The following is a 24,341-nucleotide window of genomic DNA, read 5'->3' on the forward strand; positions in this document are numbered from 1 at the left end:
AACCGAGGCACGCGAATGCACGCCAGGGATGCGGTCTTTCTTGAGGATCTCTGCCCGAAACTGCGTGTCCGACGATGGCGACAAACACTGCATTCCCACACCCGAAACCGCTGCATCTACTGCGGCTCAACCTCAGAATCGATTGATCATGTGCTGCCGCGCAGCCGGGGAGGCCTCAGCGTCACTGAGAACTGCGTGCCCGCCTGCCTCTCCTGCAATGGCCTGAAAAGCGACAGCGAAGCGTTCGCCTGGTATCGCCAGCAACGCTTCTACGACCCCAGGCGCGCCATGGCCCTGCGGGCCTGGATGGAGGGTGATCTCCGCCTCGCCCTGCGACTGTTGCAGTGGGCCCAGCCGGACGACGATGAGGGCGTGACGACGCTTCAGGCCGCCTGAATCCGCTCCCATGGCAGCCGGCGGAGCCACGGGTCCGGCGCGAGAGTGGTCTTCGCTGCACAAAACGGGGCCGCTTGAGCAGAGCCGAAGGCAAGCCTGAGCCGGGCGACGACACGCTCTGGCGCCTGAAGCGCCAGGGTTGCGAGGGGGTGTTGATCCTGGGTGCCGGGTACTGCGGTGCGCGACTGGCGAGAGCACTGCAGCACCGCGGCATCCGGGTGGTCACCACCTCGCGATCGGAGCCTCCTGCGGGAGCCGCGAGCGCCGCTTCATTGCAGCTCCAGCGGCGCTTCGATCCGGGGCAGGGCGTTCTGCTCGCGGATTCCGATCTGGATGGAATCAGCCATGTGCTGGTCAGCATCCCGCCGGATGCCGAAGGGCGTGATCCGAGCCTGGCCCCGCTTCAGGGTCTGCTGGCGGGGAGACCGCTGCAGTGGCTGGGCTATCTCTCCACCACCGGTGTCTACGGCGACACCGGTGGTGAATGGGTCACGGAGGCGGACACGCCCAGACCCAGCCAGGCCCGCAGCCAGGCCCGGCTGCGGGCGGAACAGGCCTGGCGCTGCTCCGGTCTGGCGGCGCGGCTGATCCGGCTTCCCGGCATCTACGGCCCCGGCCGCTCCAGCCTTGAGCAGGTCAGCGCGGGCCGGGCCCGGCGGGTCATCAAGGCGGGCCAGGTGTTCTCCCGCGTGCATGTCGATGACATTGTCGGCGCGCTGCTGCACCTGATGGGACTGCCGCCGGGTGACCATCCGGAGGTGGTCAACGTCGCCGACGATCTTCCCTGCGCCGCATCGGAGGTGGTCGAGGAGGCCGCCCGGCTTCTGGGGTGCAATCCGCCGCCCGCACGGAGCTTCGAGGAGGTGCGGGACTCCATGAGTCCGATGGCGCTCAGCTTCTGGCAGGACAACCGCCGGGTCAGCAACCGCCTGCTGCGCGACGGCCTCGGCTACCGCCTCAAGCACCCCACTTACCGGGAGGGCCTTCGCGCTGTGCTGATGGAGCAGCGGGGCGGAGAGCCTGTCCCCTAGCGCTCCTCTGACTCCGGGGATTCGATGATCGACTTGTTCCAGTCCGTGCCGGGCAGGTTGAGGTCTTCCCGCACCCGCTCACCGTTCCATTCGATCCAGCCCGTGCGCAGCCCGTACCCCAGCCCGAAAACCAGTCCTCCGATCAGCAACCAGCGCAGCATCGATGCATCTGTGCGACGAGAGGCGACCCTCCCAGACGCACCATTGAAGAGCATGCGGCTGGCCATTTCCATGGGCGATCCAGCCGGCATTGGTCCTGAGGTGGTGCTGCGGGCTCTCGCGACAGGCCTGCCCGATGGCTGGGAACCGGTCGTGGTCGGCTGCAGGAGGACCCTGATCCGCTGCCGGGAGCACCTGGCCAATCAGGGAGTGCGGGACCTGGCTGACCCCGCCGGACTGGAGATGGCCGACATGCCCCTGAGCGGCTCCGTGGCCGCCGGCGCCCCGTCGGCCATCAGCGGCAACGCGGGCTTCCGCTGGCTCAGCGCCGCCGCGGGGCTCGTGCTCGACGGCCGCTGCCAGGCCCTCGCCACGGCACCGATCGCCAAGGAGTACTGGCATGCGGCAGGCCATGCCTATCCGGGGCAGACGGAGCGCCTCGCCGAGCTCTGCGGCGGAGCCGCCGTGTCGATGCTCTTCACCGCACGCTCCCCCTCGGGTCGCTGGCGACTCAACACCCTTCTGGCCACGACCCACATTCCCCTGGCCGCGGTCCCGGAAACGCTCACACCGGAGCTGCTCCATCGCAAGCTGGACGCCTTGGACGGCTTCTGCCGTCGCTTCCGGAGCCACCCCAGGCTGGTGGTGGCCGGACTCAATCCCCACGCGGGGGAGGCTGGCCTCCTCGGCCATGAAGAACGGGACTGGCTGACCGCGGCGCTGACCGCATGGCAATCCAGCCACCCCCACACACGGCTTGAGGGACCGAGGCCGCCGGACACCTGCTGGCTGGATGCCGCCGGGGCCTGGCACGGGGCCGAGGACGGTCCGGACGGATACCTGGCGCTCTACCACGATCAGGGGCTGATCCCCGTGAAGCTGCTGGCCTTCGACGCGGCCGTGAACACCACTCTCGGCCTTCCCTTCGTGCGCACATCGCCGGACCACGGCACAGGCTTCGACATCGCCGGACGGGGGATCGCCCGGGACGCCAGCATGAGAGCGGCGATCGAGACGGCCGTGGAGCTGTGCGTCAGGCCGGCCGGACCCGCATGAGCACCTGGCCGAACTCCACCGGGGTGCCGTTCTCCAGAAGGATCTCGACCACTTCACCGGCCACCTCGGCCTCCAGTTCGTTCATCAGCTTCATCGCCTCCAGGATGCAGACGGTCTGGCCGATGCCGATGCGGCTGCCCACCTCCACGAACGGCGCATCACCGGGCGCGGGAGCCCTGTAGAACGTCCCCACCATCGGCGCGGTGATCTCATGCAGCTCGCTGCGGCTTGCCGTGGTCTGAGGAGGGGCGGCGGCAGGAACCGGTGACGGTGCGACCGGCATCGGTGGTTCCGACGGCGTGGGCACCGGGGCGGCCAGCACGCTGCCGTGGGCGGGAGGACGGCGGACCTCCAGGCGGAAATCCCCCTCCTCGAGACGGAACTCCTGGATATCGGTCTCACAGAGGAAGGCGAGCAGCTGCTGGAGACGGTCGTGATCAAACTGCACGGGCGTGGGAGACGAGAGAAACGGGGTCGCGGGCTTGGGGTTGTGGCGGTCAGTTCTCGCGACCGAGGTAACTGTCGTTGCGCGTGTCGATCTTGATCTTCTCGCCGATGGAGATGAACAGCGGCACCATCACCTGGGCACCGGTCTCCACAATCGCCGGCTTGGTCCCACCGGTGGCCGTATCCCCCTTCACACCCGGATCGGTCTGTGTGACCTCGAGAACCACGGAATTGGGAAGCTCGACTTCCAATGGGGCCTCATTCCAGGACACCACATTGACTTCCATCCCCTCCTTCAGATACTTGCGCTGATCACCGATCTGCTTGGCGGTGAGGCGGGTCTCCTCGTAACTTGACATATCCATGAACACAAAGTCTTCGCCATCCATGTAGGTGTGCTGAAGCGTGGTTTTCTCCAGCAGAGCCTGGGGAATCATCTCACCGGCGCGGAACGTCTTCTCCACAACATTCCCTGTCTGCACAGCCTTGAGCTTGGTGCGAACGAAAGCCGAACCTTTGCCGGGCTTGACATGAAGAAACTCAACCACACGCCAGACGGAGCCATCGATCTCGATCGTTGTCCCCGTGCGAAAGTCGTTGCTGGAGATCATTCCCGCCAAACGGTTCAGGCGATTGTAGAGCTGTGCCAAAGTCCGCTCAGTGGACAGCTCCGCTATGAAGCCACTCCTCAGGTCCATCACTCCAGCCGATCTGCTTCGCCCCGCCATCGCCCTGCTGCTGATGGCCGGCCTGATGCTGGGAGGATCGCCCGCCTTCGCCGGGCTGCCGCCGGGCAATGCGGTGACCGACCCGGACGCCCTGCTGCGGGACGCCCTTCCCGTGCAGCAGGAGGATCTGGTGGGTCTGCAGCACCGGCTCGAGGGCACCAGCGACGACCTGAGAGCCAAGCGCTGGAGCGCTCTGCTCCGCACCATCCGACGCACCCAGGCGGCCTACACCACCCGCCGTGCCGTGATCCTGGACGCCGTCCCTGACGACCGGAGACAGCGGGCCGACGGGCTGATGGAGCAGCTGCGCACGGACCTGGAGGGACTGGCGGAGGCGGCGGAAACCCGGGACCGGGATGCCTTCCTGGCGGATCGGCGCCGGGCGCTCACCGCCATCGGAGGAGTGGAAGCCCTTCTGGTGCAGGGGGCGGAGGTGGTGATTCCGCCGGAGTTCGATGCGCTGCCCCGGCTGGTCGGGCGCGCGACTGTGTCGATCAGCACCAACAAGGGCGAGCTGCTGGCGGTCGTCGATGGCTACAACGCCCCCCTCACGGCCGGAGCCTTCGTGGATCTGGTGCGGCGGGGCTTCTACGACGGTCTGCCCTTCATCCGCGCCGAGGATTTCTATGTGCTTCAGACCGGGGATCCGAAGGGCGACGCCGATGGCTTCGTCGACCCCGCCAGCGGTCGTCAGCGCACGGTGCCCCTTGAGATCCGCATCCCCGGGGAGGAGGCTCCCTTCTACAACCAGACCTTCGAGGACCTCGGGCTGTACAAGGCGACACCCACCCTGCCCTTCGCCACCAAGGGCACCATGGGCTGGGCCCATTCCGACCAGGCCCTCGATGACGGTTCATCACAGTTCTTCCTGTTCCTGTTTGAACCCGAACTCACACCGGCTGGCCTCAATCTGATCGATGGTCGCTATGCGGCCTTCGGCTACGTGGTCGATGGCTTCGATGTGCTGGAGGAGCTCACCGCGGACGACCGGGTGGAACGGATTCGTCTGGTGAACGGCGAGGAGATGTTCATGGACCATGCCTGAGACCCTGGCGGACCTGGGTGAAGCGGAGCTGCTGCATCGCCTGGCCCGCTATGCCCCGCCGGGTCAGCTGTCCGACGACGCCGCGGTGCTCCACTGGCCCGCCGGGCCGGACCTGGTGGTGAACACCGATGTGTTCGTCGAAGACATCCACTTCAGTGACGCCACCATGGGACCGCAGGCGGTGGGCTGGAGGGTGGCCGCCGCCAACGGGTCCGACCTGGCGGCGATGGGGTGCCGCAGCTGCCTGGGCCTGACGGTCGGGCTGGTGGCGCCGGGATGGACGCCCTGGCCCTGGGTGCAGGGTGTGTATGAGGGCCTCTCGCAAGCCCTCGCCGACTTCGGCGGCGTCATCCTGGGGGGCGACTGCAGCGGCGGAGATCAGCGCGTGCTGGCCGTGACCGCTCTCGGGCACCTGAGCGGACGGCAGACGATCCGGCGCTCGGACGCCCGTCCGGGTGATTGGCTGATCAGCACGGGCAGCCACGGGCTGAGCCGCCTGGGCCTGGCCCTGCTCCGGAGCGAGATGCCGGTCGGCGACATTCCGGACGCGCTCCGCCAGCGCGCCATCTCCCGTCACAGGCGGCCGCGACCTCGCTGGGACGCGGCTGAACGGTTGCGGCGGTCACGCCCCTCGGCCTGCCATTGGAGGGTTGGCGGGGTGGACAGCAGCGACGGCCTGCTGGCCGCGCTGGAGGCTCTGGCCACCAGCAGCAGCTGCCGCATCCGGATCAACGAAGCCGGGATCCCACTTGACCCGGCGATGTCATACCTGCCTCAGGCCCGGGAGTGGTGCCTTGCGGGAGGGGAGGACTTCGAGCTGGTGCTCAGCCTGGAGCCCAGCTGGGCCCGTGCCCTGCTGAGCCTCAGCCGCGACGACGCATCCGAAACGGGAGATGAGGATCCGGACTGCTACCGCCACATCGGCTGGGTGGAAGCGGGACCTGCGGTTGTGACTGATGTTCAGGGTCTCCCCCTACTGGAGCCACCTAAAGGCCGGAGCCAGGGATTCGAGCACTTTCGCTGAGCCCGGACCCCCGGCGAGCTGGAATGAGTCAGGCGGCGTGCCGGATCAGGCCCACTTGGAGGCCACCACCTCGGCCAGATCGACGACGCGCTGGCTGTAGCCCCACTCGTTGTCGTACCAGGCGACGACCTTGACCAGGTTGTCACCGATGCTGAGGGTAAGGGCTTCATCCACGATGGTGGATTCGTCGGTGCCGGCGTAGTCACTCGACACCAGCGGCAGATCGCCGTACTTGATGATGCCCTTCATCCCGTTCTGTGAGGCGGCCTTCAGGGCGCTGTTGACAGCCTCAGCAGTGGTGGGCTTGGCCGATTCAAAGACCAGGTCGACCACCGAGACATTGGGTGTGGGGACACGCATCGCGATCCCGGTGAGCTTGCCTTTGACGCTCGGGTAGACGAGAGCCACAGCCTTGGCCGCTCCGGTGGAGGTGGGAACGATGTTCATCGCCGCAGCGCGGGCACGGCGGAGATCGCGATGGCTGGCATCAAGGATGCGCTGGTCTCCGGTGTAGCTATGGATGGTGGTCATCAGACCCTTGACCACACCGAACTCCTGATCGAGAACCTTCACGATCGGAGCCATGCAGTTGGTGGTGCAACTGGCGTTGCTGACGATGTCGTAGTCAGCGTGGCGGTATTCGGACTCGTTGACACCAACGACGAATGTACCGACACCTTCGCCCTTGCCGGGGGCCGTGATGAGAACTTTTCTGGCACCGGCCTGGAGGTGCTTGCTGGCGCCCTCCTTGGTCACGAACACGCCGGTGGATTCGATCACCAGATCCACGCCCCACTCCTTCCAGGGGAGATTGAGCGGATTGCGATCGGAGAAGCACTTGATCGTCTTGCCGTTGACGATGAGCGTGTCGTCCGTGTAACCGACTTCGGTGTCACGGATGCGACCCAGCATCGAGTCGTAGGTCAGCAGGTGGGCGTTGGTTTTCGGATCGGAGGTGTCGTTGAGACCCACCACTTCCAGACCCGTGTTCTCACCGCGGCTCAGCCAGCAGCGCATGAAGTTGCGTCCGATGCGTCCGAAACCGTTGATCGCAACGCGCAGAGTCATGGCACGGGCGGCGTGGCCGCAGAGTTCTGTTTTGGCTGCAAATCATACAGACCGGCTGACGGCAGCCTGGCCGGAAGGCCGGCGGCACCTCCGGCCGCTGGCTTGTTCACAGGGGGTGCGGAAGGATCGAGGCTGATCTAATTTCGCCTCGATTGGACAGAGCCTTGCCGCTGGAGCTCCAACCTGGCCAGCCCGTTCACTTCATCGGTGTGGCCGGAATCGGCATGTCGGCTCTGGCTCTGATCCTGGCTGACCGGGGGTACCCGGTCAGTGGCTCCGATCCCAGGGAGTCGCCGATGCGGTCGCACCTTGAAACGGTGGGGGTGCGGGTCTTCTCCCGTCAGGACGAGAGCACGGTGGCCCAGCTGGACAGCAGCGGCCTGAATCCACTGGTGGTCTGCAGCACCGCCATTCCCGAGAGCAATCCGGAACTGAAGGCCGCGAGGACTCGTGGCTGGCCCGTCCTGCACCGTTCCGATCTGCTGGCCGCTCTGATCGATCAGCAGCCGGCCATCGCGGTCGCCGGCAGTCACGGCAAGACCACCACGAGCACCCTGATCACGGAATTGCTGCTGGCGGCGGGCGAGGATCCCACCGCTGTGATCGGGGGGGTGGTTCCCTCCCTCGGGCGAAACGGTCGCTGCGGCCAGGGCCGCCTGCTGGTGGCCGAGGCCGATGAATCGGACGGCACCCTGGTGAAATTCGCGCCGGAGCTGGGCGTGATCACCAATCTCGAGCTGGACCACACGGATCACTATCACGATCTGGACGCGCTGGTGGCGACGGTGTCCCGCTTCGCCGGCAACTGCCGGTCCGTGCTGGCCAATCACGACTGCGCCGTGCTGCGCCGGCACCTCAGGGCCCAGAGCTGGTGGTCGGTGGAGCACGCCGATGGCGTCGCGTTCGCCGCTCTGCCGGTTCACCTCGACGGCGACCACACCATCGCGGAGTTCTACGAATCAGGCGAGCCTGTCGGCCGGCTGCGGTTGCCCCTTCCGGGACGCCACAACCTCAGCAATTCCACGGCCGCCCTGGCGGCCTGCCGGATGCAGGGTGTTCCGTTCGAGCGCCTGCGCGAGGCGATGGCGACGCTCCGATCGCCCGGCCGACGTTTCGATCTGCGGGGAACCTGGCAGGGGCGCTTCGTGGTGGACGACTACGCCCACCATCCCAGCGAAGTCGCGGCCACGCTCGCCATGGCACGGCTGATGGTGGAGAGCGGCAACAGCCCGCTGCCAGGCCGGCCCGAGAGACTGGTGGCGCTCTTCCAGCCGCACCGCTACAGCCGCACCCAGGACTTCATGGAGGCCTTCGCGGAAGCGCTGCGGGCAGCGGATCTGGTGCTCCTGGCTCCCCTGTACGCCGCCGGCGAGGAGCCGAGACCCGGAATCTCGAGTGCGGCCCTGGCCAGCGCCATCGAAGCCGCCCCCCACCACCCGGACGTCCATGTGGCGGGCAGCCTGGATCAGCTGGCGGATCAGGTGGTCGCGGTCAGCCGCCCCGGGGATCTGCTGTTGGCCATGGGCGCCGGCAATGTCAACAGCCTCTGGGGGCTGCTGCAGACCCGGACGACGGACGAGCACCCCGGCTCCGATCACCCTCCCGTCGCCGCATGACCCGCTCCCCGCTCGAGAGGGAGTCGATCCCGGCACCCGATGCAGCCCCGCAGGCGGGCATCCCCCTGGCCGGCTACACGACCTGGCGGGTGGGCGGTCCGGCGGAATGGTTCGCCGAGCCCGCCACACTCCCCGAGCTCATCTCCCTGCTGGCGTGGGCCGTGGATCGGGGCCAGGCGGTGCACCTGATGGGGGCCGGCTCGAACCTGCTCATCCACGATGCCGGCCTGGAAGGGCTCACCCTCTGCCTGCGCCGCCTCCAGGGAGCCCGGATCGATCCGGCCACCGGTCTCATCAGCGCCCTGGCCGGTGAACCGATCCCCACCCTGGCCCGGCGGGCCGCCCGGGCCGGACTGGCCGGACTGGAGTGGTCGGTGGGCATTCCCGGCACGGTGGGGGGCGCGGCGGTGATGAATGCCGGCGCCCAGGGGGGCTGCATCGCCGAGCGGCTGGTCGAGGTGGAGGTGATCGAGCCGTCCCGGCCGGAGACACCCCATCGCCTCAGCGCCGCGGAGCTTCGCTTCGGCTATCGCCACAGCCGCCTTCAGGAGGAGGACCTGGTGGTGCTCTCAGCCTCCTTCCAGCTCGAGCCCGGCCATGACCCGCGGCAGGTGACCGCACGGACCACGGGCAACCTGCAGCACCGCACCACCACCCAGCCGTACCACCAGCCCAGCTGCGGTTCCGTCTTCCGCAATCCCGAACCTCAGAAAGCGGGACGCCTGATCGAGGGCCTCGGCCTCAAGGGACGAAAGGTCGGCGGGGCGATGGTCTCGGACGTTCACGCCAATTTCATCGTCAACACGGGTGAGGCGACCGCCGAGGAGATCGAATCCCTGATCAGCCAGGTGCAGGCGGAGGTGCTCAGGGCCCATGGCATCGGGCTGGTCACGGAAGTGAAGCGGCTGGGCTGGTGACCCTCCCGCCCGGTCCGGCGGGCCGGGCCGATCCGCGATCTAGGCTCTGGCCCCTGCACGGATCAGCGTTATGGCCGGTTTCGGTCTCCCCAATTTCGGTCAGCTGACCGAAGCCTTCAAGAAAGCGCAGCAGATCCAGCAGGACGCGCAGAAGCTGCAGGAGGAGCTCGACGCGATGGAGCTGGAGGGGACCAGCAGCGATGGCCGGGCCAGCATCTGGCTTTCGGGCAACCAGCAGCCCCTGAAGGTGCGCCTGGCGCCGGAACTGGTGTCGGAAGGCGCAACCGTCACCGAAGCGGCCGTGCTCGAGGCCCTGAAAGCCGCATACGACACCTCCACCAGCACGATGAAAGCGCGGATGGAGGAGCTGACCGGAGGCCTCAACCTCAACCTGCCCGGCGCCTGAGGCCCGGGCGCCTGCCCCCCTCTCCCCGCCCGGCCAAACACACCTCTTCCACTGCACGTCGGTAGAGGGGGGCACGATCCCAATCCCGGCCCACGCAGCAGCCCGGCTCGTCCAGATGCAGGCAGTCCCGGAAGCGGCAGCGGCCGGCCGAGAGTCGCGCCCGGATCTCCGGAAACAGCGCTGCCAGCTCGCCGGGCGCCTCTGGAAGCGAGGGCCTGTTGAATCCGGGTGTGTCCGCGACCAGCGCTCCGTCGCCCACCGCCAGCAGCTCCACATGGCGGGTGGTGTGCCGTCCCCGCTCCAGGCGCCCGGAGACGGCACTGACCCGCAACCCAAGACCGGGAGTCAGCGCGTTGAGCAGGCTGCTCTTGCCCGCGCCGGAGGGGCCGCAGAGCACGGTCAGGGGTTGTGCGGCCAGCACCCGGCGATAGGCCTCCAGACCAGGACCATCGACACAGCAGAGCGGATGGGAGGCGTAGCCCCACCCGCCGATCCGGCTGCGCAGGCCGGCCACGGCATCGGGTCCGGACAGATCCGTCTTGGTCAGCACCACCGCCACGGGCAGGCCGGTGCCCTCGGCGGTGATCAGGAAGCGACTCAGCTGATCGGGATCGAAGGCCGGCTGCTGCAGTGAGACCACCACGTGGATGTGACTGCAGTTGGCCACCGAGGGGCGGGTCAGCAGGCTGCGGCGGGATTCACGCGCCGCGATCACCGCCCGGCCGGAAGACCAGTCGATCGCCTCCACCCACACCTGATCACCGACGACGACCCAGCGGCCGTCGCGATCGAGCCGGGAGCGCCGCACACAGAGCAGGTGATCCCGGTTTCCGGGACCCGGTCGGCGCAACCGGACCCGGCAGAACCCCCCCTGCAGGGCGATGACCCGCCCCTGGTGGCGGCCCCCTCCGGCCTCAACCGGCGGCACGCTGGATTCGCAGCCGGGTGACACCCCCATGGCGGTGGGCCACATCCACCCTGTGCCCGGCGTCTCTCAGCCCCTCGCTGACCATGGCCTCGGGTTCCCCGGCATCGAGATCCACCTGAAGCCAGGACCCCGGCTCCAGGCCCTCGAGGGCAAGCCGGGTGCGGATGTAATTCACCGGGCAGGGAAGGCCCCTGAGGTCGAGGGTCTCGGAGGGCTCCAGCGCGGGATCGGTCACGGAGTCAGTTGTGGTGCCCGAACAGCCCTCCGAACAGACCGCTCTTGTGGGGGTGGTCCTTGCCGGAATGGTGCCCGGCCAGCTGGCCCAGGAGATCGCGCTCCTGGTCGTTCAGCCTGGTGGGCAGCTGGACCACGACCCGCAGCAGGTGATCGCCACGGGCCACGGGATTGCCCAGGCGGGGAATGCCCTTGCCCTGAAGGGTGAGTTGGGCCTGGGGCTGGGTGCCGGCGGGGATCTCGATCGTCTCGGGACCATCCACGGTCTCGACCTCGATCCTGTCGCCCAGGATCGCCTGCAGGTAGCTGACCTTCACCTCCGAGAGCACCGTGGTGCCATCCCTCTGCAGCCGCGGATGGGGTTTCACGGTCAGGAAGACATAGAGATCACCACTCGGGCCGCCGCGGGGGCCAGCGTTGCCCTCCTGCCCGATCCTGAGACGGGTGCCGGAATCGACTCCGGCAGGGATGGTGATGCGGAGCTTCTTGCGCACCTGCTGAAGCCCCTGACCGCCGCAGGCGTCACAGGGATCGGCGATCACCTGGCCGCTGCCGCCGCAGGTGGGGCAGGGAGCCACCTGGGTGAAATTGCCGAAGGGTGTGCGGGTGGAGCGGCGCACCTGGCCGCTGCCGCCACAGGTGCTGCAGGTGGTAGGTCCACTGCCCGACTTCGCTCCAGTGCCCTTGCAGGTGCTGCAGGTCTCGAGGTGCCGGATCTGCACATCCCGTTCGCCGCCGAAGACGGCATCCTCGAAGTCCAGAGTGAGGTCGAGCCGAAGGTCCTCGCCCTGCTGAGGTCCGCGTCGGCGTGGTCCCTGCGCCGCTCCGCCGAACCCGCTGAAGAAGGTCTCGAACAAGTCGGCGAAGCCGCCCATGTCGCCCATGTCGGGCATCCCGGCCGCTCCCGACACACCGGCCTCGCCGAACTGGTCGTAGCGAGCACGCGTCTGGGGATCGCTGAGGACCTCGTAAGCCCGTCCGATCTCCTTGAACCGATCCTCGGCCCCAGGGTCCTTGTTGACGTCAGGGTGGTACTGACGCGCAAGCCGGCGATAGGCCCGCTTCAGGGTCTCACCGTCAGCGTCACGGCTGACCCCGAGCAGGTCGTAGTAATCCGCCATCGTGAGGCTTGAATGGATGAACGGTAGGGAAGGGTCTCCAGATCAGGGGAGGAGGGAGAACCGAATCCGGCTCGCTCAGCCCGCAGGCTCCTCGGCATCCGTGGACGGCGCGTCCGGGGCGGGACCCGGACCCATGGACACCTTCACCAGGGCGTGGCGCAGAACGCGTTCATTGAGCTGGTAGCCCCGCTGCAGTTCGGCGGTGATCACGTCCTCGGGATGTTCGTCGCTCTCCTCCCGCATCACGGCTTCGTGGAGGGTCGGATCAAAGGTCTCACCCTCGACACGCATCACCGAGACACCGAACTTCCGCAGCACATCGACCAGCTGCTTGTAGAGACCCTGGTAGCTGCGGTGCAGGCCCTGGGCTTCTTCGTTCTGGGGATCCAGCTGCTGGCGGGCTCTCTCGAAGTTGTCGACCACCGGCAGGATCTCCGCCAGCGTGGTGCAGGTGAGCTGCAGACGCTGATCCTCCTGATCGCGCTGCTGGCGCTTGCGGAAGTTGTCGAAGTCCGCCGCGATCCGCACGTACTGGCTGTTCAGGGCCTCGTGTTCCCGGCTGAGGCTCTCCAGTCGGGCCTCAAGCTCACGGACCCGATCCGCGGCGGCATCCGGACCGGTGGTGTCCCCGATCCCCGGTGAAACGGGGGGTTCGGTAGCAGATCCATCCTCCCCCTGATCGCCGCCGGCATCGGCGACGTCCGAGGGCTGGGCGCCAGCGGCCTGTGGGTCTCCCGCCGGGTGCTCCATCCCGTCACGGGCGGGGTCGGTCTCCGGTCGCTCTGGTGTGACGGGAGTCTCTCCGCTCATGGCTGAACTGGTCCAACACAACTAGACATGTTGAACGGCTGCGGTTCCCTCTCACAAGCGGGGAAGGCCGCACCTCGCTTCATGCATCGCGCTCGCCATGACTCTCGCCCCAGCCAGGCCCGTCCCCGACGCCATCGCTCCCGAGCAGCAGCGGCTTGAGGTGGAACTGCTGCTGCAGCGGCGGGTGCTGCAACCGGATGAGCTCATGGGCTGGCCGGAGGCGGCGAGCACCGAGCCGACTCTGCCGCTGCAACGCTGGCGGGAGCTGGGGGGTCTTCCGGTCTTCAGGGAGGGCACCCTGCTCCATCTGGCAATCCCCACCGGATGGGGAGAGGACGAGCAGTCCGCGCTGATGGGTGCCGTGCAGGAGCTGGGTCTGGAGGCCAGGCTCCATCTCGCTCTGTCCGATGACATCGAGGAGGCCTGGGCCTTGGCTGAGGCGCAGGGCGACGCAGCGACACCGACGGAGAAGCACGAGACCGAGGCCGAGGCACCGGTGGATCTGCTGTCCGAAGAGGTCCTGAAAGGATTTGAGATCCAGGGCGCACTCGAGGAGGACAGCGAGACCGGCGACGCGCCGGACCTCGAGGTGAGCCTGCGGGACACGAACAGTTCACCCGTGATCACCCTGGTGGATCGGATCCTGATGCAGGCCCTGAGCATGGGGGCCAGCGACATCCATGTGGAACCGCAGCGCAAGGGGCTCCAGATCCGCTTCAGGCAGGACGGGGTACTCCAGCTCCAGAAGAATCCGCTGCCCCCGCGGCTGATTCCAGCGGTCACGTCCCGGTTCAAGATCATGGCCGACCTGGACATCGCGGAGCGCCGGGTCCCCCAGGACGGGCGGATACGGCGGGTGTTCAAGGGACGACCGATTGACTTCCGTGTCAACACCCTTCCCAGCCGCTTCGGGGAGAAGGTGGTGCTGCGTCTCCTGGACAGCAGTGCCACCCAGCTCGGTCTCGACCGGCTTGTAACAGACCAGAGGGCACTCGGTCTGGTGCGGGACATGGGATCCAAACCGTTCGGCATCATTCTCGTGACGGGCCCAACCGGCTCTGGTAAGTCAACAACTCTGTATTCCCTGCTGGCCGAGCGCAACGATCCGGGCATCAACATCTCCACCGTGGAGGATCCGATTGAATACACCCTCCCGGGAATCACTCAGACCCAGGTGAACCGTGAAAAGGGTCTTGACTTCTCTACAGCCCTGCGGGCTTTCATGCGTCAAGATCCCGATGTGCTCCTGGTTGGAGAAACACGCGATCTGGAGACAGCGAAGACGGCCATCGAAGCCGCCCTCACCGGTCACCTGGTGCTGACCACACTCCACTGCAATGACGCGCCCAGCGCGATCGCTCGTCTCGATGAGATGGGCGTTGAGCCCTTCATGGTGAGCGCTTCCCTGCTGGGCATCATTTCCCAGCGTCTTCTCCGTCGTGTGTGTCCCGCCTGCAGAGAGCCCTACGAGCCGGGCCAGGAGGATCTCGGACGTTTCGGGCTGATGGCGTCATCCGAAGCTCATGTGACGTTCTACCGGGCGCGCAAGGGCGAAGGCCTTGACGGAACCGTCTGCCCCCGCTGCGGCGGCAGCGGCTATAAGGGCCGCGTTGGGGTCTACGAGGTCCTGGTGATGAACGAGACCCTCGCCTCGGCCGTGTCGAAGGGAGCTCCGACGGAGACCATCCGGCGACTGGCTCTCGAAGCCGGCATGAAGAGCCTGCTCGGCTATGGCCTTGATCTGGTCCGGGAAGGGCACACCACGCTGGAGGAGGTGGAACGGATGCTGCTCACCGACACCGGTCTGGAATCGGAGCGTCGAGCCCGCGCCCTCAACACCCAGACCTGTGAGGGCTGCGGAGCAGGGCTGGCCGACGAGTGGCTGGACTGCCCGTACTGCCTCACGCCCCGCACCATGCCGGAGTGATGACGACCGCCCGGGCGGCTTCAGGCCTATTGCCCAGTACCGCCGCGACTTTCAGAATCGTGCTCACGACCCTGATCCAGCGCTGACCCTCCATGGACTTGATGATTGAGGACCTCATGGAGCAGCTCGTGGAGGGCGGGGGCAGTGACCTGCACCTGGCGGCCGGCCAGCCTCCCTATGGACGCTTCAGCGGGGAGCTGAGGCCGATGCTTGAGGAACCTCTGACCGAGGAGAACTGCAACCGACTCATCTTTTCGATCCTCAACAACGCCCAGCGCAAACAGCTGGAGCAGACATGGGAGCTGGACTGCTCATACGGTCTCAAGGGCATCTCCCGCTTCCGGGTCAACGTCTACCGCCAGAGGGGCAGCTACGCCTCCTGCCTGCGGGCGCTCGGCAGCAAGGTGCCCAGCCTGAAGGTGCTTGGTCTGCCGGACGTGGTGGAGGCCGTGAGCCATTCACCCAAGGGACTGGTATTGGTCACCGGACCAACCGGATCCGGGAAGACAACCACGTTGGCCGCTCTGCTCCAACACATCAACGAGTCCAGAGCAGAGCACATTCTCACCATTGAGGATCCGATCGAATTCGTCTACGCCAGCGATAAGAGTCTGATTCATCAGCGAGAGCTGAATGAGGATACACGCTCCTTCGCCAATGCATTGAGGGCTGCGCTGCGTGAAGATCCAGATGTGATTCTAATCGGGGAGATGCGAGATCTGGAGACCATTCAGTTGGCCATCCGTGCCGCAGAGACCGGCCACCTCGTCTTTGGCACATTGCACACCAGCTCGGCAGCCCAGACGGTGGATCGCATCGTGGATGTCTTCCCACCTGAACAGCAGACCCAGATCCGTGTGCAACTCAGTGGCAGTCTTGTGGGGGTCTTCTCCCAAACGCTCTGCAAGCGCTCCAACCCCAAGCCAGGTCAGTATGGCCGGGTCATGGCTCAGGAAATCATGGTGAACACTCCGGCCATCGCCAACCTGATCCGCGAAGGAAAAACGGCTCAGCTGTATTCCCAGATTCAGACCGGTGGTCAACACGGCATGCAAACCCTTGAACGCGCCCTCGCCAACCTGGCGATGAATGGGGAGATCACACTGGAGGAAGCCAAGTCGCGGTCCAGCAAACCCGAGGAGCTCAAGCGACTCGTGAGCGCCTGAGTCCCTCATCATCAGCCACTGCCATGGCCTCTTTCATCGCCACGTACACCGCCAGGGGCAAGGAACAGACTCTCACCCTCAGGGCAAACGATGTAACTGCAGCCCGCCGCAGGCTACGGCGGCGCGGCATTCGGCCAACAACTCTGGTGAAACAGAGCAAGGAGGCCGTCCGCACGGGGGCCGCTAGCGGGGGCCTGGCCAACCTGCAGAGTTTGAGCAAACTCAACATCGGACGCTATTTCGAAGCAGCTCCAGATGTGAAGGATCGGGCACTGTTCGCCAGCAAGCTCTCCGCTCTGGTGGACGCCGGCGTTCCCATCGTGCGGGGGATCGATCTGATGGCCAAGCAACAGAAGAAGCCCCTGTTCCGTCGTGCTCTGGAGCAGGTGAGCCTGGTCGTCAACGAAGGGGGTAGCCTCGGGGAGGCCTTTCGCCAGTGGCCCAAGGTGTTCGACAGGCTCACTCTGGCCATGGTGGAGGCGGGAGAGGCCGGCGGTGTTCTGGATGAAACCCTGGCCCGCCTGTCCAAGCTTCTCGAGGAGAATGCACGCATCCAGAATCAAATCAAAGGCGCATTGGGTTATCCAACAACAGTCTTTGGTCTGGCAGTGCTCGTTTTCCTTGGAATGACGATGTTTGTGATTCCTACTTTCGGTGAGATCTTCGATTCGCTGGATGCGGAACTACCGGCATTCACCCAATTCATGCTTGATCTTAGCGCATTACTTAGATCAGCCTTTCTTGTGGTGATTATTGGCCTCCTTATTCTTGCTGCAGCACTTTTTCGAGGTTACTACAACACTCCCCATGGGAAACGAGTCGTTGATCGCATTGTTCTCAAACTCCCCCTGTTCGGAGACCTCATTCAGAAAGCCGCAACAGCTCAATTCTGTCGTATCTTCAGTGCCTTGACTCGGGCCGGGGTTCCGATCCTCTACTCACTCGAGATTGCTGCAGATACCGCTGGGAACGCCATCATCTCCGACGCCATCCTTTCGTCCCGAGAAATGATCCAAGAGGGTGTGCTACTCAGCCGCGCTCTTGTGGAGCAGGGTCAAGTCTTTCCCGAAATGGCTCTGGGGATGCTCGGCATCGGCGAGGAGACGGGAGAGATGGATGCCATGCTCTCAAAGGTTGCAGACTTCTACGAGGACGAGGTCTCAGCAGCCGTGAAACTGCTCACCTCCATGCTGGAACCGGCCATGATCGTTTTGGTCGGCGGCATTGTGGGAGCGTTGTTGCTGTCGATGTACCTACCGATGTTTGCAGTGTTCAACGAAATCGGCTGATTCAGACCGCAGCATCCGCCATGGCCCGGCCGGCGATCCAGCCGCTGGTCCAGCAATGCTGGAAGTTGAAGCCACCCGTCACGCCATCCACATCGAGCAGCTCGCCGGCCACATGAAGCCCGGCGTGCCGCCGGCAGGCCATGGTCGCCAGGTCGATCTCCGAAAGGCTGATGCCACCGGCCGTGACGAACTCCTCCCCGAACGGGCCGCGGCCGCTGACCGAATAGCTGCTGCGGCGCAGAGCGGCAAGCAGACGGTCCAGGCCCCTGGCCGACAGCTCCCCCCAGGGCTGATCCCCGTCCAGACCGGCGTCCTGCACCAACTGCTGCCAGAGGCGGCGACTGAGCTCGGGCCAGGGCCGGCGGCTCCGGAGTCGCTGGCGCCCCTGGTCGGCGCGCATGCTTCCAAGCAGCTGCTCCAGCTCCCCGGCAGCCATTCCCCCGCTCCAGTCCACCTGCAGCTCCGCCCGGTAGCCGGCGGCATGCAGATCTCTGGCGGCGAAGGCGGTGAGCCGCAGGACGGCGGGGCCACTGAGCCCCCAGTGGGTGATCAGCAGCACACCGCGTTCGCGGTGGCGGCGGCGTCCGACCCGCAGCTCCATGGAGACCGGCTTGACCACCACTCCCGCCAGTGACTGCAGGGGCCTTTCGGCCAGCGCGAGGGTGAACAGGGAGGGAACCGGATCCACCACCTTCAGCCCCAGCTGCCCGGCCAGCCTGCGGCCGCTCGGATGACTGCCGGTGGCCAGGAGCACGCGCCCGGCCTCCAGCTGCGGCGTGGCGACGGACCTCCCCCGCAACCCCAGCTGCCAGCCCCCGCCGCTTTGGCCCGGGCGGAGCGTCTGCAGTCCTGCCCCGGTCCACAGCTGCACGCCGCTGGATCGCGCCGCCCTGAGCAGACAGGCCACCACATCGCTGGAGCGATGCGTGCGCGGGAAGAGGCGTCCATCGGCCTCCTCCACCAGCTGCAGCCCCCGTTTGGCGAACCAGGCCACGGTGTCGGCGGCGGCGAAGCGGCTGAAAGGTCCCCGCAGCGGCCTGGATCCTCTCGGGTAGTGGCTCACCAGATCCACCGGATCCCAGCAGGCATGGGTGACATTGCAACGCCCGCCGCCGCTGATGAGGACCTTGCCCAACGGTTCCGGCGCCGCCTCCAGCACCAGGACACGAGCCACACCGGCCTCAGCGGACGTGATGGCGGCCATCAGCCCGGCGGGACCACCACCGGCCACCACCACATCCCAGCGCGGGGAGCCCATGCGGCCGCCACCTCCAGACGCAGCAGGCTGGCACGATGCCTGCCATGGCCACCATCCTGAGCCGGCAAGCCCCGCCCCATCGCTTCAGCGTGGCGCCGATGATGGACTGCACCGATCGGCACTTCCGCGTGCTGATGCGGCAGATCTCCCGGCGCTGCCTGCTCTACACGGAGATGGTCGTGGCCAATGCTCTGCACCACGCCCGCCGGCGGCCGCCGGCGGAGCGCGAGCGGTGCCTGGAGCGCCTGATCGGCTTCGATGGCTGTGAGCGCCCACTCGTGCTCCAGCTGGGCGGGGAGGATCCGCAGCTGCTGGCGGAAGCGGCCGAGCTGGCGGCCGAGTGGGGCTATGACGAGCTCAACCTGAATGTGGGCTGTCCCAGCCCGCGCGTGCGCAGCGGTCGCTTCGGGGCCTGCCTCATGGACGAGCCCGAGCGGGTGGCCCGCTGTGTGCGGGCCATGGCGCAGGCCTCAGGTCTGCCGGTGAGCGTCAAGCACCGGGTGGGGCTCAACGGTGCGGCCTCGCTGGAGACGCTGGAGCGGTTCATGCTGCCGGTGGCGGCTGCCGGCGCGTGCCGCTTCTCGGTCCATGCCCGTTCGGCCTGGCTGGAGGGTCTGGACCCGAAGCAGAACCGCACGGTCCCGCCGTTGCGGCATGACCTGGTCCAGACGATGAAGGCACGGCATCCGGAGCTGGTGATCGAGCTGAACGGCGGCCTGGAGGATCTGGAGCAGTGCCGTCAGGCCCTCGGCTGGGCCGATGGCGTCATGGTGGGGCGGGCGGCCTATGGCCATCCCCTGCGCTGGAGCCGCGTGGATCAGGTGCTGTTCGGAGAGGGCAGGCCCGAGCCGTCAGCCGCTCTGGAGCCCTCCCGGGTGCTGCTGGATCTGGTTCCCTATGCCGAGCGCTGGTGCGAGGGCGGCGGACGGCTCTGGGCGCTGGGGCGTCACCTGGTGCACCTGGTGGAAGGCCTGCCGGGAGCACGGCGCTGGCGGCAACGGTTCACCACGGCGGCCTGCCGGGCCGGCGCCGGCGCACAGAGCCTGGTGGCCGCCGCCGCGGAGCTGGCAGCGGCGGGGCACTAGAGGCGGGGCCGATCGCCTCAGGTCTGACGGTGCCGGGCGAGGGCCTCGCGCACCAGATCGATGGAGGTGCCGCCCCAGCTGGTGCGGGCCTGAACCACAGCGCGCGGCTCCAGTCGCTCGAGCAGATCGGCCTCGATCAGGGGGTGCATCTCCTGCCAGCGCGACAACGGCAGATCTCTCAGCAGACAACCCTCCGCCAGACAGGTCTTCACCACGCGGCCGACCAGCTGGTAGGCCTCCCGGAAGGGCACGTCCTTGCCCACCAGATAGTCGGCGACATCGGTGGCATTGGAGAAATCGGACGCCACGGCATCGGCCAGGCGGGCCGGCCGGAAGCTCAGGCCCTCCCGCAGCAGGATCGTCATCGCCCGGAGGCAGTCGCGGGTCGTGCGCACGGCATCGAACAGACCCTCCTTGTCCTCCTGGAGGTCCTTGTTGTACGCAAGGGGGAGACCCTTGAGCACGGTCAGCATGGCCATCAGGGATCCGAACACCCGCCCGCTCTTGCCACGCACCAGCTCGGGCACATCGGGATTCTTCTTCTGAGGCATCAGGCTGCTGCCGGTGGCGCAGCGATCACTGAGGGTCACGAAGGCGAACTCCTCACTGGCCCAGAGGATCACCTCCTCACTCAGCCGGCTCAGATGCACCAGGATCAGACTGGCGCCGGAGAGGAAGTCCACGACGAAATCCCGATCGCTCACCGCATCGAGGCTGTTGGCGCAGAGACCCTCGAAACCCAGCTGACGCGCCGTGCTGTGCCTGTCGATCGGAACAGGTGTGCCTGCCAGGGCCGCAGCACCGAGCGGGCACTGGTTGACCCGCCGGCGCACCTCGGCCAGTCGCTCGCTGTCGCGACCGGCCATCTCCACGTAGGCGAGCAGGTGGTGGGCGAGGGAGAGTGGCTGAGCCCTCTGCAGATGGGTGTAGCCGGGGATGAGCGTCTCCAGGTGGGTCTCGGCCAGATCGAGCAGGGCGCTCCGGTAGTCGGCCAGATCGCCCTGGAGAGCGTCGATCTGCTCCCGCAGCCAGAGGCGCAGGTCGGTGCTGACCTGATCGTTGCGACTGCGGCCCGTGTGCAGCTTCTTGCCCAGGGAGCCCACCATCTCGATCAGGCGCCGCTCGACCGCGAAGTGAACGTCCTCGTCCTGAAGGGAGGGCACGAAGCGGCCCTCCTCCGCATCGCGCTGGATGGTCACCAGGGCTTGATCGAGCTGATCGGCCTCCACGGCTGTGAGCACCCCGACCTCGGAGAGCATGCGGGCATGGGCCCTCGAGCCGATCAGGTCATGACGCAGCAGCTCCCGATCGAAGCCGATGGAGGCGTTGAAGCCCTCGATGAACGGGTGCAGCCCCTCCTCGAACCGGTCGCTCCAGCCGCTGCCGCCACTGCCGGTGACACTGGCGGCCCCGCCGGCGTCCGGCGCGGGCGGGTGCGGAACCTGGGCCATGGCGATCGGGGCATGCCGGGACGGTTGAGCATGGCACCGCAGCCGGTCTCAGCCGGCAAGGCTGGGCAGCGTCACACCGCCGGGCACCCGCAGCACCACCATCGAGGCATCGTCCTCCAGTCGGCGGTTGGCACCCACATAGCGGTCGAGTCGCGCGAACAGATCGTCGAGGATGCCCTGGGCATCGGCGCCGGACTGGCAGGCGCTGCGGAAGGCGGCCTGAAGCCTCGGTTCATCGAAGCGATCGCCGGTGAGCCCGGGGGCCTCCGTCACGCCATCGGTGTAGTACAGGATCACGTCACCGGGCTGAAGCTGAAGCGAGTCGCTGCCGAAATCCACCTCCGGCTGCAGGCCGATCAGCAGTCCCGGTGAATCGAGCCGATCCAGCCGACGTCGGCTCTCCCGCCACAGCAGCGGGGGGTTGTGGGCGGCGTTGGCGTAGCGCAGTCGCCGGGTCAGGGGGTCGTAGTCGGAGTAGAAGAGCGTGACGAAGCGGTGGGAGTGGGCCAGATCCTCCTGAGCCAGCTGGTTCAGATCGTGGAGGATGCGATCGGGCGGATGACCACTCAGCACCTCGGCCCGCAGCATGCCGCGCATCAGGGTCATCAGGAGCCCGGCCGGCACCCCCTTGCCCATCACATCGCCCATGACGATGGCCCAGCGGCCCTGCTCGCGCCGCTTGCCGAGGGCCTGGGGACGGGTGGGGATGAAGTCGTAGTAGTCCCCACCCACCTGAAAGGCGGGCCGGCAGCGGGCGGCCAGCTCGATGCCGGCGATCACGGGGCAGTGATCCGGCAGCAGCTGTGCCTGGATCTCGGCGCCGATGGTGAGCTGGCGATCCACGCGCTCGTGCTGCCGCTGATCCTCCAGCAGGGTGTCGGTCTCGATGGCCACGCCCGTGAGATCGGCCACCAGCTGAACGTGGCGGCGATGCACCTCGCTCCAGCGGATCGGCGATCGTGAGGAAACCACGTACAGGCGTCCGCGGATGTGGGCGCGGGCCGACACGGTGGTGGCGAAGAGGGAGGCGCTGCTCAGCTGCCGCTGCACCAGGGCATCGAGAAAGGCGGACCGGGCCTCCTCGTCTCCCTGGTCCAGGAGGCTCTCATCCGGCAGCTGCGCGAGCTGGTGCACCACATCGGCGACCGGGCCTTGCGGGTGGCCGTGGATGTGCTGACGCCAGAGGCGGCCGTCGGCATGCAGGGGCACCAGCAGGGCGGCCTCCGCCTCCACCAGCCGGGCGGTGAGCAGGGGAACCAGCTCGAGGAACCGCCCCAGGTTGGTGAAACTGCGCAGCCCGAAGGCGAGGGAGGTGAGGAGCTCCTGGTTGCGGCGCTGTTCACGGGTGAGGCTGGCCAGCAGCTGGCGCAGGGACACCGTGGCCGTGAACGGATCGGCGGGCTGTTGCGCGGGTGGGGTGGACCTGTGGGGCGGCAGGCTGCCCAAGGCATGGCCGCGGGAGTGCGAAAGCTAGCAGCGATCAGCAGAGGCGTCTGAATGGACCATGCGGGCGGCGGCTTGTCAACCCGCCAGAAGCGCCTCGACGAATTCGTAGCTGTTGAACGGCCGCAGATCCAGCGCCCCCTCTCCGGCGCCGATGAAGCGGATCGGCAGATCCGCATCCGAGGCCACGGCCAGGGCAACGCCTCCGCGGGCGGTGCCGTCGAGCTTGGTGATCACGACTCCGGTCAGAGCCGCGGCCCGGGCGAAGGCCAGGGCCTGCCGCAATCCGTTCTGACCCTGGCTGGCATCCAGCACCAGCAGCGACTCCACAACCGCCTCCGGCGCCTGCCGGTCGATCACGCGGCGGATCTTGGCGAGTTCCTCCATCAGGTTGTGCTTGGTCTGCAGGCGACCGGCCGTGTCGACGAACAGCAGTTCGGTGCCCTTGGAACGGGCTGCACCGAGAGCGTCGAACACCACGGCTGCCGGGTCGGCATTGGCACTGGCATTGGCCACCACTGCCACATCGCTGCGTTCGCCCCAGATGCGCACCTGCTCCACGGCGGCGGCGCGGAAGGTGTCGGCGGCGGCGATCAGGGCTGAGTAGCCGCTGCGCCGAGCCAGATTGGCCAGCTTGCCGATGGTGGTGGTCTTGCCCACGCCGTTCACACCCACCATCAGCCAGATGTTGAGGCGTTCCCGCTGCGGCACCAGCAGCTCGGCGCCGCTCCGCCGGATCGGCCCCTCGAGCAGATCGCGCAGCTGCTGCTTGAGAAAGGCCAGCCCTTCGCTGGAATCGACCACCTCCTCGTTCATGCGCTGCCGCAGGGCCTCGATGACCTGATCCGTGGCGGCCACGCCCGCGTCAGCACGGAGCAGCAGGGTCTCCAGCTCCTCCAGCAGCTCCGGGGTGAGGGGATCGTCCCCGAGGCTGCTGAGCAGCTGGGTGACAAACCCCTGGCGGGTCTTCTCCAGGCCGCGGCGCAGGCGACCGAGCCAGTCGATCTCCTCAAGGGACACCTCCTCCGCCCGGCGCCCCTGGGCCGCCAGGACCTCGGCGGACCAGGTGAAGGTGCTGTCGAACCCTCCAAGCCGCTCCTGCTCCGCCGGCCGACCGGCGGGCTCGGCGTCGCTCTCGGGAGCTGGGGCGACGAGGGGGGGAGTCTGCGGAGCGGTGGTGGTCGCAGCCGGGATGTCCACCACCGCCCGCTCGCGCTGTTCCTGCTGCCGCACCTGGCGTTCGGCGGCGGCCCGCTCCAGCAGGGAGAGGCCGGGAGAGGGCGGCGGCGGAGCAGGGTCAGCGGGAGCCGGCTCAGCAGCGGCGGGGGCCGGGTCAGCCGCAGCCGGAGCCGGGTCAAGGACGGACTCCTGCGGCTCCGACTGGGCGACCGGTTCGGCGGGTGGGGGTTCCGGCGCGGCAGGGGCGGAACGGGCCTGCTGCTGGGCCTTGAGGCGGGCATAGACCTCACGAGCCCAGGCCAGAGAGGCCTCATCCGGGCCGGATGCCACCGGGGCCGGCGGCGTGGGAGAGCGCTCCGTTTCGGAGGCCGGTTCCTGCACTGGAGCCGGGCTCGATTCGCCCGAGCTGCCGGTCAGCTCAGGCGCGGGTTCCGACGCTGACTCGGATTCCGGTCCGGGTCCCTCGGCAGGTGGGTCCTGCTGGGCCTCGGGAGTGTCGGAAGGCGGCTCGGGGGAGGGTCCGCTCCGCTGCCGTTTGAACCAGTCGAACACCATCC

The 24,341-nt window shown here is 67.3% G+C and carries 24 protein-coding genes; 12 read left to right on the top strand and 12 right to left on the bottom strand.

The window, feature by feature from the left end; translation table 11 throughout:
- Positions 1-15: 15 nt before the first annotated feature.
- Entirely contained in the window at positions 16-396 is a 381-nt protein-coding gene (locus tag EVJ50_RS10325) for an HNH endonuclease (RefSeq protein ID WP_150883869.1), read from the top strand.
- 74 nt (positions 397-470) lie between these two features.
- On the top strand, positions 471-1,427 hold the full coding sequence (locus EVJ50_RS10330; protein WP_225322895.1) for an SDR family oxidoreductase: 957 nt from the start codon (positions 471-473) through the stop codon (positions 1,425-1,427).
- Here EVJ50_RS10330 and EVJ50_RS10335 read toward each other — a convergent pair.
- Positions 1,424-1,660, bottom strand: a complete 237-nt coding sequence (locus tag EVJ50_RS10335) for a hypothetical protein (RefSeq protein WP_191964932.1) — start codon at positions 1,658-1,660, stop codon at positions 1,424-1,426. The genes EVJ50_RS10330 and EVJ50_RS10335 overlap by 4 nt on opposite strands.
- Here EVJ50_RS10335 and pdxA point away from each other — a divergent pair.
- Positions 1,659-2,642 carry a 4-hydroxythreonine-4-phosphate dehydrogenase PdxA gene (gene pdxA, locus EVJ50_RS10340; protein ID WP_255452556.1) on the top strand — a complete coding sequence of 328 codons (984 nt, stop codon included), beginning with the start codon at positions 1,659-1,661 and terminating at the stop codon, positions 2,640-2,642. The two genes, EVJ50_RS10335 and pdxA, sit on opposite strands and share 2 nt — an antisense overlap.
- On the opposite strand, the gene accB is transcribed toward pdxA, so the two are convergent.
- Both accB and efp read right to left on the bottom strand, forming a co-directional pair.
- Entirely contained in the window at positions 2,620-3,090 is a 471-nt protein-coding gene (accB, locus tag EVJ50_RS10345; protein WP_150883872.1) for an acetyl-CoA carboxylase biotin carboxyl carrier protein, read from the bottom strand. The two genes, pdxA and accB, sit on opposite strands and share 23 nt — an antisense overlap.
- A gap of 49 nt (positions 3,091-3,139) precedes the next feature.
- Positions 3,140-3,700: an elongation factor P gene (gene efp / locus EVJ50_RS10350; RefSeq protein WP_150884978.1), complete on the bottom strand. Its 561-nt coding sequence runs from the start codon at positions 3,698-3,700 to the stop codon at positions 3,140-3,142.
- Positions 3,701-3,764: 64 nt separating this feature from the next.
- Between efp and EVJ50_RS10355 the strand changes: the two genes are divergently transcribed.
- A complete protein-coding gene (locus EVJ50_RS10355; protein WP_150883873.1) occupies positions 3,765-4,862 on the top strand; it encodes a peptidylprolyl isomerase in 1,098 nt (365 codons plus the stop codon).
- Positions 4,855-5,886 carry a thiamine-phosphate kinase gene (gene thiL, locus EVJ50_RS10360; RefSeq protein ID WP_150883874.1) on the top strand — a complete coding sequence of 344 codons (1,032 nt, stop codon included), beginning with the start codon at positions 4,855-4,857 and terminating at the stop codon, positions 5,884-5,886. Before EVJ50_RS10355 ends, thiL begins: the two co-directional genes overlap by 8 nt.
- 45 nt (positions 5,887-5,931) lie before the next feature.
- On the opposite strand, the gene EVJ50_RS10365 is transcribed toward thiL, so the two are convergent.
- On the bottom strand, positions 5,932-6,954 hold the full coding sequence (locus tag EVJ50_RS10365) for a type I glyceraldehyde-3-phosphate dehydrogenase (protein WP_150883875.1): 1,023 nt from the start codon (positions 6,952-6,954) through the stop codon (positions 5,932-5,934).
- Positions 6,955-7,118: 164 nt separating this feature from the next.
- On the opposite strand from EVJ50_RS10365, the gene murC reads away from it, so the two are divergent.
- The 3 genes from murC (at position 7,119) to EVJ50_RS10380 (ending at position 9,893) form a co-directional block, all read left to right on the top strand.
- On the top strand, positions 7,119-8,570 hold the full coding sequence (gene murC, locus EVJ50_RS10370) for a UDP-N-acetylmuramate--L-alanine ligase (protein WP_225322896.1): 1,452 nt from the start codon (positions 7,119-7,121) through the stop codon (positions 8,568-8,570).
- The gene (gene murB, locus EVJ50_RS10375) at positions 8,567-9,487 is read left to right on the top strand and encodes a UDP-N-acetylmuramate dehydrogenase (protein WP_150883876.1); all 921 of its coding nucleotides are present in this window, start codon (positions 8,567-8,569) and stop codon (positions 9,485-9,487) included. Before murC ends, murB begins: the two co-directional genes overlap by 4 nt.
- Before the next feature lie 70 nt (positions 9,488-9,557).
- Complete coding sequence (locus tag EVJ50_RS10380; protein ID WP_150883877.1) at positions 9,558-9,893, top strand: YbaB/EbfC family nucleoid-associated protein; 336 nt, start codon at positions 9,558-9,560, stop codon at positions 9,891-9,893.
- Here the strand turns inward: EVJ50_RS10380 and rsgA are convergent.
- The 4 genes from rsgA to grpE form a co-directional block, all read right to left on the bottom strand.
- Positions 9,874-10,851 (bottom strand): ribosome small subunit-dependent GTPase A, encoded by a 978-nt coding sequence (gene rsgA / locus EVJ50_RS10385; RefSeq protein ID WP_150883878.1) that lies wholly within the window; start codon positions 10,849-10,851, stop codon positions 9,874-9,876. The genes EVJ50_RS10380 and rsgA overlap by 20 nt on opposite strands.
- A complete protein-coding gene (locus EVJ50_RS10390) occupies positions 10,808-11,056 on the bottom strand; it encodes a sulfurtransferase TusA family protein (RefSeq protein WP_225322897.1) in 249 nt (82 codons plus the stop codon). Before EVJ50_RS10390 ends, rsgA begins: the two co-directional genes overlap by 44 nt.
- A gap of 4 nt (positions 11,057-11,060) precedes the next feature.
- A complete protein-coding gene (gene dnaJ / locus EVJ50_RS10395) occupies positions 11,061-12,176 on the bottom strand; it encodes a molecular chaperone DnaJ (protein ID WP_150883879.1) in 1,116 nt (371 codons plus the stop codon).
- 75 nt (positions 12,177-12,251) lie between these two features.
- The gene (gene grpE, locus EVJ50_RS10400; RefSeq protein ID WP_150883880.1) at positions 12,252-12,986 is read right to left on the bottom strand and encodes a nucleotide exchange factor GrpE; all 735 of its coding nucleotides are present in this window, start codon (positions 12,984-12,986) and stop codon (positions 12,252-12,254) included.
- Between the two features lie 97 nt (positions 12,987-13,083).
- Between grpE and EVJ50_RS10405 the strand changes: the two genes are divergently transcribed.
- From EVJ50_RS10405 to EVJ50_RS10415, 3 genes are all read left to right on the top strand, one after another.
- Positions 13,084-14,913, top strand: a complete 1,830-nt coding sequence (locus EVJ50_RS10405; protein ID WP_191964744.1) for a GspE/PulE family protein — start codon at positions 13,084-13,086, stop codon at positions 14,911-14,913.
- Between the two features lie 92 nt (positions 14,914-15,005).
- Entirely contained in the window at positions 15,006-16,079 is a 1,074-nt protein-coding gene (locus tag EVJ50_RS10410) for a type IV pilus twitching motility protein PilT (RefSeq protein ID WP_150883881.1), read from the top strand.
- Between the two features lie 23 nt (positions 16,080-16,102).
- Positions 16,103-17,368, top strand: coding sequence for a type II secretion system F family protein (locus tag EVJ50_RS10415; protein ID WP_150883882.1), 1,266 nt, complete (start codon positions 16,103-16,105; stop codon positions 17,366-17,368).
- A gap of 1 nt (position 17,369) precedes the next feature.
- On the opposite strand, the gene EVJ50_RS10420 is transcribed toward EVJ50_RS10415, so the two are convergent.
- Positions 17,370-18,626, bottom strand: a complete 1,257-nt coding sequence (locus tag EVJ50_RS10420) for an NAD(P)/FAD-dependent oxidoreductase (protein ID WP_150883883.1) — start codon at positions 18,624-18,626, stop codon at positions 17,370-17,372.
- A gap of 44 nt (positions 18,627-18,670) precedes the next feature.
- Between EVJ50_RS10420 and dusA the strand changes: the two genes are divergently transcribed.
- Positions 18,671-19,711 carry a tRNA dihydrouridine(20/20a) synthase DusA gene (gene dusA / locus EVJ50_RS10425; RefSeq protein ID WP_150883884.1) on the top strand — a complete coding sequence of 347 codons (1,041 nt, stop codon included), beginning with the start codon at positions 18,671-18,673 and terminating at the stop codon, positions 19,709-19,711.
- A gap of 17 nt (positions 19,712-19,728) precedes the next feature.
- On the opposite strand, the gene argH is transcribed toward dusA, so the two are convergent.
- The 3 genes from argH to ftsY form a co-directional block, all read right to left on the bottom strand.
- Positions 19,729-21,162, bottom strand: coding sequence for an argininosuccinate lyase (gene argH, locus EVJ50_RS10430; RefSeq protein ID WP_150883885.1), 1,434 nt, complete (start codon positions 21,160-21,162; stop codon positions 19,729-19,731).
- A 48-nt stretch (positions 21,163-21,210) separates the two neighbouring features.
- On the bottom strand, positions 21,211-22,608 hold the full coding sequence (locus EVJ50_RS10435; RefSeq protein ID WP_150883886.1) for a PP2C family protein-serine/threonine phosphatase: 1,398 nt from the start codon (positions 22,606-22,608) through the stop codon (positions 21,211-21,213).
- Positions 22,609-22,683: 75 nt separating this feature from the next.
- Positions 22,684-24,339: a signal recognition particle-docking protein FtsY gene (gene ftsY, locus EVJ50_RS10440; RefSeq protein WP_150883887.1), complete on the bottom strand. Its 1,656-nt coding sequence runs from the start codon at positions 24,337-24,339 to the stop codon at positions 22,684-22,686.
- Positions 24,340-24,341: the final 2 nt, after the last annotated feature.

The organism is Synechococcus sp. RSCCF101 (assembly GCF_008807075.1).
Lineage (GTDB): Bacteria > Cyanobacteriota > Cyanobacteriia > PCC-6307 > Cyanobiaceae > RSCCF101.